Origin of the sequence: Sphingomonas sp. NPDC079357 (assembly GCF_044901155.1) — a bacterium.
Classification (GTDB): Bacteria; Pseudomonadota; Alphaproteobacteria; order Sphingomonadales; family Sphingomonadaceae; genus Sphingomonas.
This window is the reverse complement of the sequence record NZ_JBJDOM010000001.1, coordinates 591,014-607,599: the sequence shown is the minus strand read 5'-3', so window position 1 is coordinate 607,599 and position 16,586 is coordinate 591,014. Positions and strand designations below refer to the sequence as shown.

11 protein-coding genes and 1 tRNA gene are annotated in these 16,586 nt (G+C 67.1%); 9 read left to right on the top strand and 3 right to left on the bottom strand.

The annotated features are described in order from the left end of the window. The first annotated feature begins 9 nt into the window (after positions 1 to 9). Positions 10 to 1,134 (top strand): calcium:proton antiporter, encoded by a 1,125-nt coding sequence (locus ACI2JO_RS02845; RefSeq protein ID WP_404719232.1) that lies wholly within the window; start codon positions 10 to 12, stop codon positions 1,132 to 1,134. Between the two features lie 44 nt (positions 1,135 to 1,178). Here the strand turns inward: ACI2JO_RS02845 and ACI2JO_RS02840 are convergent, their stop codons facing one another. Further along, positions 1,179 to 1,424, bottom strand: coding sequence for a hypothetical protein (locus ACI2JO_RS02840; RefSeq protein WP_404719231.1), 246 nt, complete (start codon positions 1,422 to 1,424; stop codon positions 1,179 to 1,181). Continuing rightward, complete coding sequence (locus tag ACI2JO_RS02835; RefSeq protein ID WP_404719230.1) at positions 1,394 to 3,154, bottom strand: M1 family metallopeptidase; 1,761 nt, start codon at positions 3,152 to 3,154, stop codon at positions 1,394 to 1,396. The genes ACI2JO_RS02840 and ACI2JO_RS02835 overlap by 31 nt, the downstream gene beginning before the upstream one ends. On the opposite strand from ACI2JO_RS02835, the gene lon reads away from it, so the two are divergent. The 5 genes from lon (at position 3,153) to ACI2JO_RS02810 (ending at position 11,074) form a co-directional block, all read left to right on the top strand. Next, positions 3,153 to 5,549, top strand: a complete 2,397-nt coding sequence (lon, locus tag ACI2JO_RS02830; protein ID WP_404719229.1) for an endopeptidase La — start codon at positions 3,153 to 3,155, stop codon at positions 5,547 to 5,549. The two genes, ACI2JO_RS02835 and lon, sit on opposite strands and share 2 nt — an antisense overlap. A 162-nt stretch (positions 5,550 to 5,711) precedes the next feature. Then, positions 5,712 to 5,984 (top strand): HU family DNA-binding protein, encoded by a 273-nt coding sequence (locus tag ACI2JO_RS02825; RefSeq protein ID WP_028965329.1) that lies wholly within the window; start codon positions 5,712 to 5,714, stop codon positions 5,982 to 5,984. Between the two features lie 61 nt (positions 5,985 to 6,045). Continuing rightward, positions 6,046 to 6,120 (top strand) — tRNA-Val (locus ACI2JO_RS02820). A gap of 368 nt (positions 6,121 to 6,488) precedes the next feature. Continuing rightward, complete coding sequence (locus ACI2JO_RS02815) at positions 6,489 to 8,156, top strand: hypothetical protein (RefSeq protein ID WP_404719228.1); 1,668 nt, start codon at positions 6,489 to 6,491, stop codon at positions 8,154 to 8,156. A 95-nt stretch (positions 8,157 to 8,251) separates the two neighbouring features. After that, positions 8,252 to 11,074 carry a TonB-dependent receptor domain-containing protein gene (locus ACI2JO_RS02810; protein WP_404719227.1) on the top strand — a complete coding sequence of 941 codons (2,823 nt, stop codon included), beginning with the start codon at positions 8,252 to 8,254 and terminating at the stop codon, positions 11,072 to 11,074. A 37-nt stretch (positions 11,075 to 11,111) separates the two neighbouring features. Here the strand turns inward: ACI2JO_RS02810 and ACI2JO_RS02805 are convergent, their stop codons facing one another. Next, a complete protein-coding gene (locus ACI2JO_RS02805) occupies positions 11,112 to 11,741 on the bottom strand; it encodes a prolyl hydroxylase family protein (RefSeq protein ID WP_404719226.1) in 630 nt (209 codons plus the stop codon). Positions 11,742 to 11,858: 117 nt separating this feature from the next. On the opposite strand from ACI2JO_RS02805, the gene ACI2JO_RS02800 reads away from it, so the two are divergent. The 3 genes from ACI2JO_RS02800 (at position 11,859) to ACI2JO_RS02790 (ending at position 16,542) form a co-directional block, all read left to right on the top strand. Further along, on the top strand, positions 11,859 to 12,752 hold the full coding sequence (locus tag ACI2JO_RS02800) for a type II secretion system protein N (RefSeq protein WP_404719225.1): 894 nt from the start codon (positions 11,859 to 11,861) through the stop codon (positions 12,750 to 12,752). Beyond that, a complete protein-coding gene (gspD, locus tag ACI2JO_RS02795) occupies positions 12,749 to 14,965 on the top strand; it encodes a type II secretion system secretin GspD (RefSeq protein WP_404719224.1) in 2,217 nt (738 codons plus the stop codon). The genes ACI2JO_RS02800 and gspD overlap by 4 nt, the downstream gene beginning before the upstream one ends. A gap of 80 nt (positions 14,966 to 15,045) precedes the next feature. Next, positions 15,046 to 16,542: a GspE/PulE family protein gene (locus tag ACI2JO_RS02790; RefSeq protein ID WP_404720310.1), complete on the top strand. Its 1,497-nt coding sequence runs from the start codon at positions 15,046 to 15,048 to the stop codon at positions 16,540 to 16,542. Positions 16,543 to 16,586: the final 44 nt, after the last annotated feature.

The following is a 16,586-nucleotide window of genomic DNA, read 5'->3' as shown; positions in this document are numbered from 1 at the left end:
GCCGATCGCATGACCCCCGAAGACGACGCTTTGCCGCCCGCCGACGTGCGCCGTTCGCTTCTGCACCGTCTCGATCTGCCGCTATGGACGCTGGCGATGCCGCCGCTCGGGCTGCTGACTGTGCTGCTGTCGCTCTACAAACTCGGCCCGGCCGGCACGATCGGCGCGACGATCGTGCTGTTCGGCTGCGTGCTCGCCGCGGTCCACCATGCCGAGGTCGTCGCGCACCGCGTCGGCGAGCCGTTCGGCACGCTGGTGCTCGCCATCGCCGTGACCGTGATCGAGGTTTCGCTGATCGTCTCGCTGATGCTCTCCGACGCCGGCGACGCCTCGGCGCTGGCGCGCGACACCGTCTTTGCGGCCATCATGATCATTCTCAACGGCATCATCGGGCTGTGCCTGTTGGTCGGCGGCGTTCGGCACGGCGAGCAACGCTTCACGTTGCGCGGGGTCAGCGCCGCGCTCTGCACCCTCGCCGCGCTCGCCGTGCTGACGCTGGTGCTCCCCAATTACACGCTGACCACGCCGGGTCCGTATTACGCCACCTCGCAGCTGGTGCTGGTCGCGGTGGTCAGCCTGTTCCTCTACGGCGTGTTCGTGATGGTGCAGACCTTGCGCCACCGCGAATATTTCCTTCCCGAGCAGAGCGATGAAGACGGTCACGCCGCCATGCCCAGCCGGGCCAGCACCGCCGTCGCCTTCGGCACGCTGCTGATCGCGCTGGTGGCGGTGGTGCTGCTCGCCAAGGCGCTGTCGCAGACCGTCGAGGAAGCGGTGCTCGGCGCCGGGCTGCCGCTCGCGGTCGTAGGCGTCGTCATCGCGGCGCTGGTGCTCGCCCCCGAAAGCCTCGCCGCCTATCGCGCCGCGGCGCGCAACCGCATCCAGACCAGCCTCAACCTCGCGCTCGGCTCGGCGCTGGCGACGATCGGCCTCACGATCCCGGCGGTCGCGATCGTCAGCCTTGTCCTTGACCTGCCGCTCGCGCTCGGGCTCAGCGCGATGAAGATCATCCTGCTGGCGCTGTCACTATTCATCGCGACGATCTCGCTCGGCACCGGGCGGACCACCGTGCTGCAAGGCGCGGTGCATCTGGTGATCTTCGCGGTCTATCTGTTCACCACGGTGGTGCCCTGACCCGTCATTGCTTCGCTACGCTCGCAACAACGAGCGTTTGAAGGTCACCCCCGCTGTCGTGCCGCGAGCGCCAGCCCCGCGGCGATCTGCACCAGCGCATAGAGCCTCCGCCGTCCCGGCCGTCCGACGAACGGCCGCACGGTCCGCTCTGCCCCCAGCGCGTTCTCCTTCCACAAATCAATATGTCGCTCGGTCTGCGTCAGCCCGAGCAACCCGTCGCCGATCATGAAAACCGCCGCCATCTCGGCGACGCGCGCGGTCAGCGGGACTTCTGCTGCTCTTGTCGCCATTGCTGATACTCCTCCACCGCCACCGACCGACGCAGGATACGCGCCGCCGGATCGATCACCACATGTGCGCCCGCCGGCACCTCGACCGTCGCCGCGCCGCCCGGCATCTCGACTCGACGCGCCACGCCATCGACGGTCAGCTCGACCGGCATCGCGAACACACGCCCGCGCTCTGTCCGCCAGCTGAGCCGAAGCGTGTCGCCGTCGCGCGTCGTCACCAGCTCGGGCAACGCACGATCGCGCAGATAGGTGTCGAAGAACCACGACAGGTCGCGCCCGCTCTCCTCGCGGACGATTGCCTCGAACTCGCGGGTCGAGCCGTAGCGCGGCGTGAAATTGCCCGGCTTCGGATCGCGCCGCCCATAGACCATCCGCCGCACCGAGTCGAAGAACGCCTGATCGCCGATCAGCCAGCGCAGCGTATGGAGCGTCCACGATCCCTTGTAATAGATGTCGGTGCCCGCGCCGCCCTTGCTCGGCTCATAGACCTCTTCCTCGGTCAGCACGCGGTCGCGGACGATCGGGGCGCGGTTGGTGATCTGATTGCGCTGCGCCTCCAGCATCACCGCATAGCGCGCGTCTCCCTCGCGCCACTGGCCGTAGAGCGGCTGCATGTAGCTGCCGAACCCCTCGTGCAGCCAGTAATCGTCCCAATTGGCGGCGGTCAGCTGATTGGCGAACCATTCGTGGCTGAATTCGTGGTGGAACAGCCAGTCGAATCCCTCGGGGGCCTTGGCATAGCCATTGCCGTACGCGTTGATCGTCTGGTGCTCCATGCCCTTGTGCGGCGTCTCGACCACGCCCAGCTTCTCGTCGCCGAACGGATAGGGGCCGATCACGCTCTCGAAGAAGTCGAGCGTCGGCGCGAATTCGTCGAACAGCTTTTTCGCCTGCGCGCCCTCGCCGGGCAAATGCCAGTAGAACAGCGGGATCGTGTTGCCGAAACGGCTCTTGTAGCTGCCCTCGACCACCTCATACGGCCCGATGTTGATCGCGATCGCATAGGTGTTGGGCTGCCGCGCGCGCCAATGCCACACGGTACGCCCGTCGGGCAGTGTATCGACTCCCAGCAGCCGCCCGTTCGACGGTGCCTTCAATCCCTTTGGCGCGGTGATGTGGAGCGTTGCCTCCGCGGGCTCCCCAGTCGGAAAGTCGAGGCACGGCCACAGCAGGTCGCAGCCGTAGCCTTCGGTCGTGCTCGCGATCCATGGACGGCCATCGGGCGTCTGCGACCAGACCATCCCGTCGTCCCACGGCGCGTTGACCGCGATGTGCGGCGTGCCGTCATAGGCGATGGCGATCGTCACCTGCTTTCCCCGCGCCAGTGCGCGCGGCACGACGATCCGTCCGTCCGGTCGCTGCGTGCGCACCGGTTTGCCGTCGACCGTTACCGATCGCACCTGATAGTTCGAATCGAGATCAAGCGTGATCGCCGTCACGTCCCGCTTCGCCGTGACGACGAGCGTCGCGCGCGCGACCATCCGCCGCGTGGCCGGATCTGGGGCGAACGAAAGGTCGGCGGATCGCAAGCCCAGCTCCGCCTGTCCATTGGAGCGGACGCCGCCCGAAAGCTGCGTCTGCTCGCTGATCGGCGGCTCGCCCTTGCCGGGCAGTTGCGCGGCGGCGAGCGGGGCAGGCAGCGTGAGCGCGAGCAGAAGATTGATGCCGCGCGCCAACGCACCATATAAAGAGCGTAGGCCGCCCCCGACCGGCGGCACCGGAGTATCCATGACGTCTGCTTTCCCCGTTCTGCCGCTTCGCGACATCGTCGTCTTCCCGCATATGATCGTGCCGCTGTTCGTCGGGCGCGACAAGTCGGTCGCCGCGCTGGAAGCCGCGATGGCCGCCGACAAGGAGATTTTCCTCGTCGCGCAGCTCGACCCGGCCGAGGATGATCCCGCGCGTGACGATCTGTATTCGATGGGCGTCACCGCCACCGTCCTGCAATTGCTCAAGCTGCCGGACGGCACGGTCCGCGTGCTGGTCGAGGGCAAGGCGCGCGCGACCTTGGAGACGTTGGAGGAAAGCGGCGACTATCTGACTGCCACCGTCGAGCCGGTGCTGGATGCCGAGGTCGAGGGGCCGGAGGTCGCCGCGCTGATGCGCTCGGTCGTCGACCAATTCGAGAATTACGCGAAGCTCAATCGCAAGCTGCCCGCCGAACTGGCCGCGCAACTCGGCGAGATCGACATTGCCGCGCGGCTGTCGGACACGGTCGCCGGCAACATCCAGGTCAAGGTCGCCGAGAAGCAGGCGCTGCTGATGGAGGCCGATCCGCTTAAGCGGCTCGAGATGGCCTATGCGCTGATGGAAGGCGAGCTTGGCGTCCTGCAGGTCGAGAAGAAGATCAAGAGCCGCGTCAAGCGTCAGATGGAGAAGACGCAGCGCGAATATTATCTCAACGAGCAGCTCAAGGCGATCCAGCGCGAGCTGGGCAACGAGGGCGAGGAAGGCGAGGGCGACGAGATCGCCGAGCTGACCCAGAAGATCGCCACGCTCAAGCTGTCGAAGGAGGCGCGCACCAAGGCGACCGCCGAGCTGAAGAAGCTCAAGACGATGGCGCCGATGAGCGCCGAGGCGACGGTGGTGCGCAACTATCTCGACGTGCTGCTCGGGCTGCCGTGGGGCAAGAAGAGCAAGATCAAGAAGGACATCCCCGCCGCCGAGGCGATCCTCAACGAGGATCATTACGCGCTGGAGAAGGTCAAGGACCGGATCGTCGAATATCTCGCGGTCCAGGCGCGCACCAACAAGCTGAAGGGGCCGATCCTGTGCCTCGTCGGCCCGCCCGGCGTCGGCAAGACGTCGCTCGGCAAGTCGATCGCCAAGGCGACCGGGCGCGAGTTCATCCGCCAGTCGCTGGGCGGCGTGCGCGACGAGGCCGAGATCCGCGGCCACCGTCGCACGTACATCGGCTCGCTGCCGGGCAAGGTGGTGACGAACCTCAAGAAGGCCGGTGCCAGCAATCCTTTGTTCCTGCTCGACGAGATCGACAAGCTCGGCCAGGATTTCCGTGGCGACCCCGCCTCGGCGCTGCTGGAAGTGCTCGACCCGGAGCAGAACGCCAAGTTCAACGATCATTATCTGGAGATCGACATCGACCTCTCGGACGTGATGTTCGTCTGCACCGCCAATTCGCTCAACCTGCCGCAGCCGCTGCTCGACCGTATGGAGATCATCCGGCTGGAGGGATACACCGAGGACGAGAAGGTCGAGATCGCCGAGCGGCACCTGGTCGCCAAGCAGATCGAGGCGCACGGGCTCAAGCCGGGCGAGTTCACGCTCACCAACGAGGGGCTGCGCGCGCTGATCCAGCGCTATACCCGCGAGGCGGGCGTCCGCACGCTGGAGCGCGAGCTGGCCAAGCTGTGCCGCAAGGCGCTGCGCCAGATCCTTGAGGGCAAGGCGGAGAGCGTCACGATCACACCGGATAATCTGTCGGACTTCGCCGGCGTGCAGAAATTCCGGCACGGCCTGTCGGAAACCGAGGACCAGATCGGCGGCGTTACCGGGCTCGCCTGGACCGAGGTCGGCGGCGAATTGCTGACGATTGAAAGCGTTACTGTTCCCGGAAAGGGACAGGCGAAGGTCACTGGCAAGCTGGGCGACGTGATGAAGGAATCGGTGCAGGCCGCTTTCTCGTTCGTCCAGGCGCGCTCGCCGTCGTTCGGGATCAAGCCCAGCCTGTTCCACCGCAAGGACATCCACATCCACCTGCCCGAAGGCGCGGTGCCCAAGGATGGCCCGTCGGCGGGCATCGGGTTGGTCACCTCGATCGTCTCGACGCTGACCGGCATTCCGGTCCGCAAGGAAGTCGCGATGACCGGGGAGGTCACGCTGCGCGGGCGCGTGCTGCCGATCGGCGGGCTCAAGGAGAAGCTGCTCGCCGCGCTGCGCGGCGGGATCGAGACGGTGCTGATCCCCAAGGAGAATGAGAAGGATCTCGCCGAGATCCCGCAGAACATCCGTGATGGGCTGAAGATCGTGCCGGTCGCCCACGTCGACGAGGTCTTGCGGCTCGCGCTGGTGCGCCCGCTGGAGGCGATCGACTGGACCGAGGCCGACGAGCTGGCTGCGCTTCCGCCGGCACCCATCACGCCGGTGGGCGGCGAATTGCACCATTAATTCAGTTAGATTGTCAGGCGACCACGACCGCCGCATCGACATTTCGGTGCGGCGGTTTCGTTTGACTCAGCGGTAGGGGGGCGCGTTAATGGCCGGATGCGGCTCTCGATCCGCGAATCCATTCCAGTTATGTAATGACTTATGAAAGTGGGGTTTTGCGGGATGAACAAGCAGGAACTGATCGCGCAGGTCGCGACGGCCGCCGGACTGGGGAAGAATGAGGCGAGCCGCGCGGTGGAGGCGGTGTTCGACACCATCTCGGCATGCCTGAAGAAGGGGGACGAAGTCCGTCTGGTCGGCTTCGGCACCTTCGCGGTCAGCAAGCGCAAGGCTTCGACCGGACGCAACCCCCGCACCGGCGAGCCGATGACGATCAAGGCGTCGAGCCAGCCGAAGTTCAAGGCCGGAAAGGTGCTCAAGGATTCGCTGAACTGATGCGAATTTGCTCTGGACAGGGCGGGGGGGCTTGCGTAATTGCCCCGCTCCGCCAACGGATGGGCGCGTAGCTCAGCGGTAGAGCACACCCTTCACACGGGTGGGGTCACAGGTTCAATCCCTGTCGCGCCCACCATCCGGTTCACGAAAAGCCCTGCCGGTCACGCGACCGGCGGGGCTTTTCGCGTCTCGGCCCCACTCACGTCATCCCCGCGCAGCCGGTATCCTGGAGCCTGTGACCTGACAATCATCGCAAAGACCTGCTCGTCCGCATTTCCGCCGGCGCGTGAATGGCGTAAGTAGTTGATCGATGGCGACGTTCGAAGCGTCCCATCTTTGGGCATGTCACGCAATCGTAACGATCGCGTCATGCAAACGTCTTCTGAATCGCATGCAGCCGTCATTTTCACGGACTAGCGGCGCTCTCGACGATCGAGCGGACAGTCAGGTCCGACTCGGATCTGGGCCTTGGGACAGGGTCCGCATCTCGAAGGGAGTGAGTTCATGGTCAGCTTCAGCCGCCGCAGCCATATTATGCTGGCATCCAGTGCCGCCCTGTTTCTGGCGTCGTGCGGCGCGGACGATGTCGCTTCACCCGGCGCGGGCAGTATCCCGATCACCATCAACCAGCCCACGCCCACCCCGACGCCGACCGGCACCGCGACGCCGACTCCGCTGACCGCCGCGCAGTTCGCCGCTCCCTTCACGCAGTCGGGCGTGACGATCACGTCGGACGAGCAGCTCGCTCTGGTCAACGCCGGCACCAACAACAACGTCAACGGTTTCGGCACGACGCTCAGCGGCGTGTACCCGGTCAGCGGCACCTCGCTCGCCACCGCCAGCAACCCGCAGACGGTGCTGGGCAACACCGCCTTCATCCAGAACACCAGCTTCGTCGGCGCGCTCAGCGGTCCGAACGACAATGCCTTCTCGGGCTGGACGTGCAATTCCTCGAGCGCGACGTTCCTCAACAGCACGGCATGCACCGCGGTGCCGTCGATCGGCAGCGGCGGTTCGACCGCCGCCTGCCCGACCGGCACGATCGACGACGGTCTGGTGCAGACCTTCCGCGCCTGTCGCCTGCCGTCGGGTACGGACGCGAACGGTCAGATCCAGATCCTCACCGACCTGACGTTGCCCAAGATCCCGGGCGTGTTCTACCGCCTGCGCGGCCAGACCGAGATCGGCAACGGCACCACAGCGGTGACGCTGACGATCGCACCCGGCGTGGTGATCGCCGCTGACTCGAGCGAGACCTCAAACGACCTGCTGCTGGTCAACCGCGGCAGCCGCATCAACGCGGTCGGCACCGCCGACGCGCCCATCATCTTCACCGCGCAGCAGAACCTGGCGAGCAATGGCGTGTCCGACTCGTCGCAGGGCCTCTGGGGCGGGGTGATCCTGCTCGGTCGTGCGCCGACCGCGGTCTGCGCGGCCGGCACCGGTCCGAACGACGCGAACGGCTCGTCGACGAGTTGCCAGCAGGCGATCGAGGGCGTCACCGGCCGCTTCTACGGCGGCACGAACCAGGCCGACAGCTCGGGGACAATGCAGTACGTCCAGATCCGCTACACCGGCATCGCGATCAGCGAGGGGAACGAACTGCAGGGCCTGACGCTGGGCGGCACCGGTTCGGGCACCACGATCGATCACGTCCAGAGCCACAATTCGGCCGACGACGGCATCGAGATCTTCGGCGGCACCACCAATCTGAAGTATTTCGTCGTGACCGGAGCCGATGACGACGGGTTCGACGTCGACAACGGTTGGCGCGGGTTCATGCAGTTCATCATCGCCGCGCAGAAGGCGAACGGCGCGACCAACGACTCCTTCGCGACCGAGATCGACTCGAACGGTGCCGAGGATCTGCTGCCGCGCACCTATGGCCGCTACGCCAATTTCACCTTCATCCAGACCGCGTCGACGCAGAACCCGCTCGCCGGGATCCGTCTGCGCGGCGGCGCCGACTTCGCCTTCGTCAACGGCGTGGTGAAGACCCCGTCGGGCGAGGCGTGCCTCAACATCATCGCCGGCAACCAGGTCACCGAGAGCAACACGACCCGTGCTGCGACCGGAGACGAGCGCAGCACCATCCGTCCGGCGAACAGCGCGCTGCAGGACGTCGGGCCGCCGACCTTCAACTCGGTCTACTTCCAGTGCCAGGGCCGCTGAGGCGCAACTAGCCCCTCGTGATGCTCGGCGGAGCCCGGGGAGCGCCTGATCGCGCCACCCGGGCCCGCTTTTTTAGAACCAGACTGGAATTCGACATGCGCCAGCGCACCCTTGCCACGCTTCTTCTTCTGACGACCACGCTGGTCGCCCCCGCGGCGCTTGCGCAGGTCGCTCCGGCTCCGTCCTCGCCCGCCGGGCCGCCGCAGACCAGCACCACCTCGCCTGGGCCGGCGACCTCGACCGCACAGCAGGCCGAGGCGACGCAGGATGCCGTGCCCGGCACCGCTGACGATCAGGCGGAGATTTCGGCTCCCGGTGTCGATGCCAGCACCGCTGGCGACATCGTCGTCGTCGGCCGAAACATTCCCAATGCGGTCCGTGCCACCGCGCAGGTCGTCAACGTGCTGTCGAGCGCCGACATCGCGCGGACCGGCGAGGGCGACATCGCGGGCGCGCTGACGCGCGTCACCGGCCTTTCGGTGGTCGGCAACGGCTATGTCTTCGTGCGCGGTCTCGGCGACCGCTATTCCTCGGCGCTGCTCAACGGTTCGCCGCTGCCCAGCCCCGAGCCGCTGCGCCGCACCGTTCCGCTCGACATCTTCCCGACCACGGTGGTCGGCTCCGCGCTGGTGCAGAAGACCTATTCGGTGAACTATCCCGGCGAATTCGGCGGCGGCGTCATCAATCTGACGACCAAGGCGATCCCGGACGAGAATTTTCTCACCGTCGGTGCGTCGGGCGGGATCGACACGGAGACGACGGGCCGGCTCGGCTATACCTATTTTGGCTCGAAGACCGACTGGCTTGGCTATGACGGTGGCGAGCGCAACGTGCCGAGCTTCATCAAGCAGGCGCCGACCGGCACCGGCGTGATCCTGCCCGCGCAGGTGCTCCAGATGTCGAACGCGCGCACCACGTTGCTCCAGCGCAACAGCGACATTCCGGCGAACTATTCGGGCAGCCTCGATCTCGGCGTGACCGGCGACCTCGGCGCGACGCGCGTCGGCCTGATCGGCAGCATCGGCGTGTCGAACAACTGGCGTACCCGCGACGCGATCCAGCAGGATACGATCAGCGACGACGGCACGATCCGCAACGACTTTGCGACTGTCATCACCGACAATCGCGCGATCGTGAACGGTCTGCTCGGCTTCGGCGCGGAGTTCGGCGAGAACCGCGTGCGCTGGACCAACGTCTACATCCACGACACGTTGAAGCAGGGGCGTGCATCGGCGGCGACCGTCTACAACAATTCCAGCGGCAACCCGCTGTTTCAGCAGAACACCAATTGGTTCGAGCGCAAGCTGATCGAGACGCAACTGGTCGGCGAGTTCAAGCCGATCGACGGCCTGTCGGTCGACGTGCGCGGCGCCTATGCCAATACGCAGCGTAACTCGCCGTATGAGCGGCAGTTCATCTACAATTGCAACACTTCGCTCAGCGCCGACCTGAGCAACGCACCCGCCAGCGACCGCGGCGTGACCTGCCCGGGCGTGTGGCAGGCGACCAACGCCTTCGATCGCTTCGCGACGGTCGTGTTCAGCGAGCTGAACGAGAACCTCTACTCGGGGCAGGCCGACGTCGCGTACAAGTTCCAGGGCGAACGCCCGCTGACGCTGTCGGCCGGCTATTATTATTCGGACAACGACCGCACCTCGACGCGCCTGCCGTTCGTCTATCAGACGGCCCTGGGCGGTGCGATCCCGTTCCCGTGCAACCTGTTGCGCCCGGACTACCTGCTGGGGCCGGACGTGGTGAACGGGTGCCCGGTGCCGGGCGCGGGCGATCCGGCGCAGACCGCGGTGCAGATGCGCTTCGACGCTGGCCAGAATGGCTCCTACGCCTATGACGCGCTGCTGCGCGTCCATGCCGGTTATGTGCAGGCCGAGGCCGAGGCGTTCGACGGCGTCCGCGCGATCGTCGGCGTCCGCTACGAAACCGCGACGCAGACCGTGACGCCGGTCAACGCCACCGGGACGCGGCTGAAGAACGACTATTTCCTCCCCGGCGCTACGCTGACGTGGAATTTCGCGCAGGACATGCAGCTGCGCCTCGCCGCGTCGAAGACGCTGGCGCGCCCGCAGTTCCGTGAACTCGCGCCGCAGGCCTTCCGCGATTTCGAATCGGACCGGCTGTTCTTCGGCAACCCGCGCCTGAAGGACTCGGAGCTGTACAATCTCGAGGCGCGCTACGAATGGTTCTTCGCGCGTGACCAGCGGATCACGCTGGCCGGCTTCTACAAGCGCATCGACAATCCGATCGAGCAGGTCGGTTTCTTCCCGACCCCGGACGCGCGCCTGCAGACCGGCTTCACCAATCTGCCGCGCGCCAAATTGTACGGCGCGGAGATCGAGGTGCAGAAGTACATCCCGCTCGACTTTATCGCCGAAGGCATGGCGGGCAAGCGCGCGGTCGTGATCGCCAACTACACCTGGACACATTCGGCGCTCACCGCCGACCGCACCTGCGTCCCCGGCGTGCTGGAGGGTACGACACTCGGCGGCTGCCCGACCAACTTCGCGCCCGCCGCCAGCCTGTTCCGCAACGGCGCGCCGCTGACCGGCCAGTCCGACCATCTCGTCAACCTGCAACTCGGGTTCGAGGACAAGGACAATGGCACGCAGGCGACCTTGCTGTTCAACTACGCCAGCGAGCGCGTCACCAATCGCGGCCCGGCGCTGCTGGGTGGTGCGGGTTTCCAGCCCGACATCATCGAGAAGCCCGGCATCCGCCTCGACTTCGTCGCGCGCCAGACGGTCGATTTCCTGAGCAAGAAGGTCGAGATCAAGGCCGAGATGCGCAACCTGACCGGCACGCGCTATCAGGAATTCCAGACCTTCGCAGGCGGCAACCGCGTCGACATCAATCAGTATCGCCTTGGCCGGCTGTTCACGCTGGGCGCGAGCGTGACGTTTTGATCCGGGCAGCCGGCGCGTCGGTCATCGGCGCGCCGGCTCACCAGCCCCACGCACGCTCACGATACCATTTGGTGATGATGTATTTGGTGCCGGCGCGCACCTTCATCCCGTGATGAAGGGTCGCCGGGTTGAGCGTCCCGTCGGGGCGGCAATTGTTCCAGCAGACCAGCTTCCCCAGCTCCGGCTGGATCGTCTTGTCGACCGCCTTGAAGCGGGTTGCGCCGCCCGCCTCGGGCTCGTTGAGATAGATCATCGCGGTCCAGGTGCGATTGCCCGCCACGCTGCAATAGCGCGCGAAGTCCGCGCCGTTCGGCTCGAAATAATCGGTATGCGCCTTGAATTCCTGCCCCACGGCGTAGCGCTGCCCCTGGACCGGCTCGCCATGCAGCGGGTCGAGCCCGGTTGCCGCCGCCAGCGCCGCATCCACGTGCGCCACCACCGGATCGGTGGCGGGCAGGTCGCAGGTCTCGCTGGTGCGGAAGGCGGAGTCGCCGTTCGGGTCGGCGATCGTCGAGGGACGTCGGCCGATGTCGATCAACTCGATCAGATGCGCGCACGTCTCGGGCGACAGGAATTCGCGTTTGACGAACAACGTCAGCTTCGGGCTGGGCAGGCGCTGGAAGCCGGGCAGGGTCGCAAGCCGGGCGGCGATCGGATCGGTGGCCATGGCGGGTTAGTGCCACAGGTGGAGGCGGCCTCCCAAGCACAGAAATATTACACAAACTCGTAATACCTACGTAAGATGGTTTACCTAGCGGCCGTTCGCGGGGAGTTGGCCAGGCCGATGCGATTGAAGTTCGATGCCCGTGCACGGGCGATCCTGCGGCGGCTGCCCGTGGTTAATGTCTATTCCGCGGCGGAACTGGCGCTGCTCACGGCGCTGGCGGTGCAATGCGCGCGGCTGGCGTGGGTCATGTTGACGCCGGTCGCGCCGCTCGGCGCGTGGGTGCCCGCCGGACCGACCGTGCCCGCCGATCCGGCGGGCGTATTGGCCGGGTTCGATCCCTTTTACCGCGTCAGCGGCGCGGCGCAGGCGCAGGGGCCGAGCGCGGTGACCTCGCTCCAGCTCACCCTGTTCGGCACGCGCATGGACAGCGCTCAGGCGCGCGGCGCGGCGATCATCGCCGGTCCCGATGGCGTGCAGAAGAGCGTCGCGGTCGGCGAGGAGGTGGTGCCCGGCGTCACGCTGAAGGCGGTGGCCTTCGATCATGTCACCCTCGACCGCGGCGGCCGCAGCGAGGATCTGTTCCTCGATCAGTCGGGCAGCAGCGGCATCGTCACCGCTCCGTCGGGCGATGCGGCGCAGAACCCTCCGCCACCCGGTTCGCCGCCCGGCGCGCCCGGCCCGGCCGCGCCGCTCGAAACGCCCAGCGGCGGTCCGATCGCGCCCGGCGCCGCCAACGTCTCGCCGCAGCAACTCCGTACGGAGATCAACGCGATCCCGCGCATCGAAGGCGGCAAGGTCACCGGCGTCACCGTGCGCGGTCAGGGCGGCGCCGCCTTCCGCGCCGCCGGCCTGCGCGACGGCGACGTCATCACCACCGTCGCGGGCCGGCCGATCAGCGGCCCGTCCGATCTCGACATGCTTACCCGCGCGCGCGCGTCGGGCGGCACCCTGTCCCTCACGGTAGAGCGCGGCGGGCAGCCGCTGCCGCTCACCATTCCGGTAACACGATGAACCGCTTCGCCTTTTTCCTGTCCCCGCTCGCTCTTGTCGCCGCCGCACAGCCCGCGCTGGCGCAGACCACGCTCAACGTGCGTGATGCGGACATTCGCGCGTTCATCGCCGACGCCGCCAAGGTCACCGGGCGCACCTTCATCATCGACAATCGCGTGCAGGGGAAGGTGACCGTCGTCACCGACCGTCCGCTGTCGCGCAGCGAATATCTGGAGGTGTTTCTCTCGACGCTGCGCGCCAACGCGCTGATCGCGGTGCCGACCGCCAATGGCGCGTTCCGCGTCCAGCCGATCGACAATGCCGCCAGCCAGCCGGGGCGGATCGGCCTCGCCGGGTCGCAGCGCAACCAATTGGTCACCGAGATCATCCGGCTGCGCTCGGTCGACGCCGCGCAGGCGGTCGACACCGTCCGCCCGCTGGTCAGCGCGCAGGGCTCGGTGACCGCCAATCGCGGCGGCAACAGCCTCGTCGTCGTCGATTTCGCCGACAACGTCCGCCGCGTCCGTGAAGTGGTGCGGCGGATCGACGCCGACACCTCGGCGACGCGGATCATCGCGCTCAAGAACGCGCGCGCCAGCGAGGTCGCGACCGCGCTGACCGGGCTGCTCGGCGGCGGCGCGCAGGGCGGCGCGGCGGCGGCGACCGGCGGGGCCTCGGCGGTCGCGATCGAAAGCAGCAATGCGGTGGCGCTGCGCGGCGACCCGCAGACCGTCGCGCGGCTCGCCGGGCTCGCGCGCGAACTCGACCAGAGCGCGCGCAACGCCACCGAGATCCGCGTCGTGTTCCTAGAAAACGCCGACGCCAACCAATTGCTGCCGGTGCTCCAGCAACTCGTCGGCCAGGCGCCTGATGCGGTGCAGGAACAGGGGCTCAGCCGCACCGGCCTCAGCACGTCGAGCACCGGCGCGACCGGGGTTGGCGCGACCCCGCAGCCCGCGACGCGCAGCCAGTCGCAACAGACCGCGACGCAGCAATCGGGCAGCCAGCCGCAACAGGCTGCGATCCGCGGCGAGGGTGCGCGCACCGCGGCGGTGGTGACGCGCTATGCCGGCGCGAACGCGATCGTCGTAGCCGCCCCCGCCGACGTCCAGCGCCAGCTCGCCGACGTGATCCGCAAGCTCGACCAGCGCCGGCAACAGGTGTTGGTCGAGGCGATCGTCGCCGAAGTGTCGGACAGCACCGTCAACCGGCTCGGCGCGCAATTCCTGCTCGGCAATATCGACGGCGGCGCGTTCGCCGCCTCGACGTTCAGCAATTCCGCGCCGAACATCCTCCAGATCGCGGGCGCGGTCGGCGCGCAGCAACTGGGCAGTACGCAAACCACGGTTGTCGCGCCGGACGGCACGCGCACCACCACCAACGTAAACAACACCGCCTCCAACACCCTCACGCAATCGGCGATCAGCTCGATCATCGGCTCGCAGGGCGGCTTCGGCGGGTTCGGCGGGAAGATCGGCAGCACCGTCTTCGGCGCGATCATCAATGCGGTGAAGAGCGACACGCAGTCCAACCTGCTGCAAGTCCCGCAGATCATGACGCTCGACAATCAGGAAGCGCATACGCTGGTCGGTCAGGAAATCCCGATCACCACTGGCGAGGCGCTGTCGAACAATTTCGACAATGCCTTCCGCACCACGCAGCGCCAGAACGTCGGCATCGGGCTCGACGTCCGCCCGCAGGTCAATTCGTCGGGCACGATCAAGATGAACCTTCATCTGGAGGTCAGCTCGATCGCCGGCCCGGTCAGCAGCAACAATTCCGACCTGATCCTCAACAAGCGCGAGGTCGAGACGGTGCTGACGGTCGACGACGGTGCGATCGGCGTGATCGGCGGGCTGCTCTCCGACGAGGAGCGGCGCACGATCGAGAAGATCCCGTTCCTTGGTGACATTCCGATCCTCGGCAATCTGTTCAAGAGCAAGGCCAAGACCCGCGCCAAGTCGAATCTGATGATCTTCATCCGCCCGACCGTGATCCGCTCGGCGGAGGAGAATCGCCGCGTCACCGAGCGCCGTTACGGCTATCTGCGGCTTCAACAGGGCTTGCAGGACCCGGCGTCGGAGCCGTCGATCGACGAACTGGTCCGCGATTACATGGGCGCCACTCCGCCGCTGCCGCCGGTCGGCGAACCCGGCAGCATCGAGGACCCGCGCGTCGGCGTGCCGGTCTATCGCAACTCGACCAGCGTCATCACCGGGGGCAAGCGCAAATGATCCTGCGCACCGGCGCGGAGATCGACGCGGCTGCCGCGCCGCTGCCGCCCTCGCCGGACGGTGCGACGGTGCTGACCGATATGGTGCCGGTCGTGCCGCCGCTCGCGCTGCCTTATGCGTTCGCGCGCAAATTCGGCGTCGTGCTCGACGGTGACGGCGTGGCGCTGCGCGAGGGCAGCGATCCGCGCGCGTTGATCGAGGTGCGGCGCGTGCTCGGGCGCGCGTTCGATGTCGCGGTGGTCGCGCCCGCCGCGTTCGACCGGTTGCTCGGCGAGAATTACGCGATGGACGGGCAGGCGACCGCCGCCGCCGCGGTCGGCATGGGCGACGAACTCGATCTGCTCGCCGAAGGGCTGCCGACCGCCGAGGATCTGCTCGACACCGCCGACGACGCGCCCGCGATCCGGCTCATCAACGGCATCATCGCCGACGCCGCGCGCAACGGCGTGTCGGATATTCATATCGAGCCCTACGAAACCGGGCTCGTCGTGCGGATGCGCATCGACGGCGTGCTGCGCGAGACGCTGCGGATGCCGCCGCATGTCGCGCCGGTCGTCGTCAGCCGTATCAAGGTCATGGCCCGGCTCGACATCGCCGAGCGCCGTGTGCCGCAGGACGGACGTATGGGGCTGACGCTCGGTGGCAAATTGCTCGACGTCCGTGTCTCGACCTTGCCGAGCCGCGCGGGCGAGCGCGTCGTGCTGCGTATTCTCGACAAGGAGAATGCCGGTATCGACCTCGACGCGCTCGGAATGAGCGCGCCGATGTACGCGCTGCTGCGTGAGGCGATCGCCGAGCCGAACGGCATCGTGCTGGTGACCGGGCCGACCGGCAGCGGCAAGACGACGACGCTCTATGCCGCGCTGCGGTTGTTGAATGACGGCAGCCGCAACATCCTGACGGTCGAGGACCCGGTCGAATATGCGGTCGAGGGCGTCGGGCAGACGCAAGTCAACGCCAAGGTCGGGCTGACCTTCGCGGCAGGCTTGCGCGCGATCCTCCGCCAGGACCCGGACGTGGTGATGATCGGCGAAATCCGCGACCGCGAAACCGCCGAGATCGCGGTGCAGGCGTCGCTGACCGGGCACCTCGTGTTGTCGACCGTCCACACTAACGATGCGGTCGGCGCGATCACGCGGATGCGGGACATGAAGGTCGAGTCGTTCCTGCTCGCCTCGACGTTGCGCGCGGTGATCGCGCAGCGGCTGGTGCGCCGCCTGTGCAAACATTGCGCGCGCCCGGTGCAAGCATCGGCGACGATTGCGCCGCTGCTCGGCATCGATCCGGCAACGACCGTCTACGAGGCGGTAGGCTGCGAGAATTGCAACAGAACCGGCTTCCGTGGCCGGATCGGGGTCTACGAGGCGGTCCGCGTCGACGCCACCGTCCGCCGCCTGATCAACGAGGGCGGCGACGAAGACGCCATCGCGCGGCACACCTTCGCCAACAACGACACGCTGGCGATCGCCGCGCGCCGGCTGGTGGAGAGCGGTCAAACCACTGCGGAAGAAGCGATTCGCGTCTCCCGCAGCGAAAACGCCGACGCCGCCGAAGCGGCGATTGCCGATGCGCACTGAATCCTATCTTCCGTTCGCTTCGAGCAGCATCGAGCGCAGCCGAG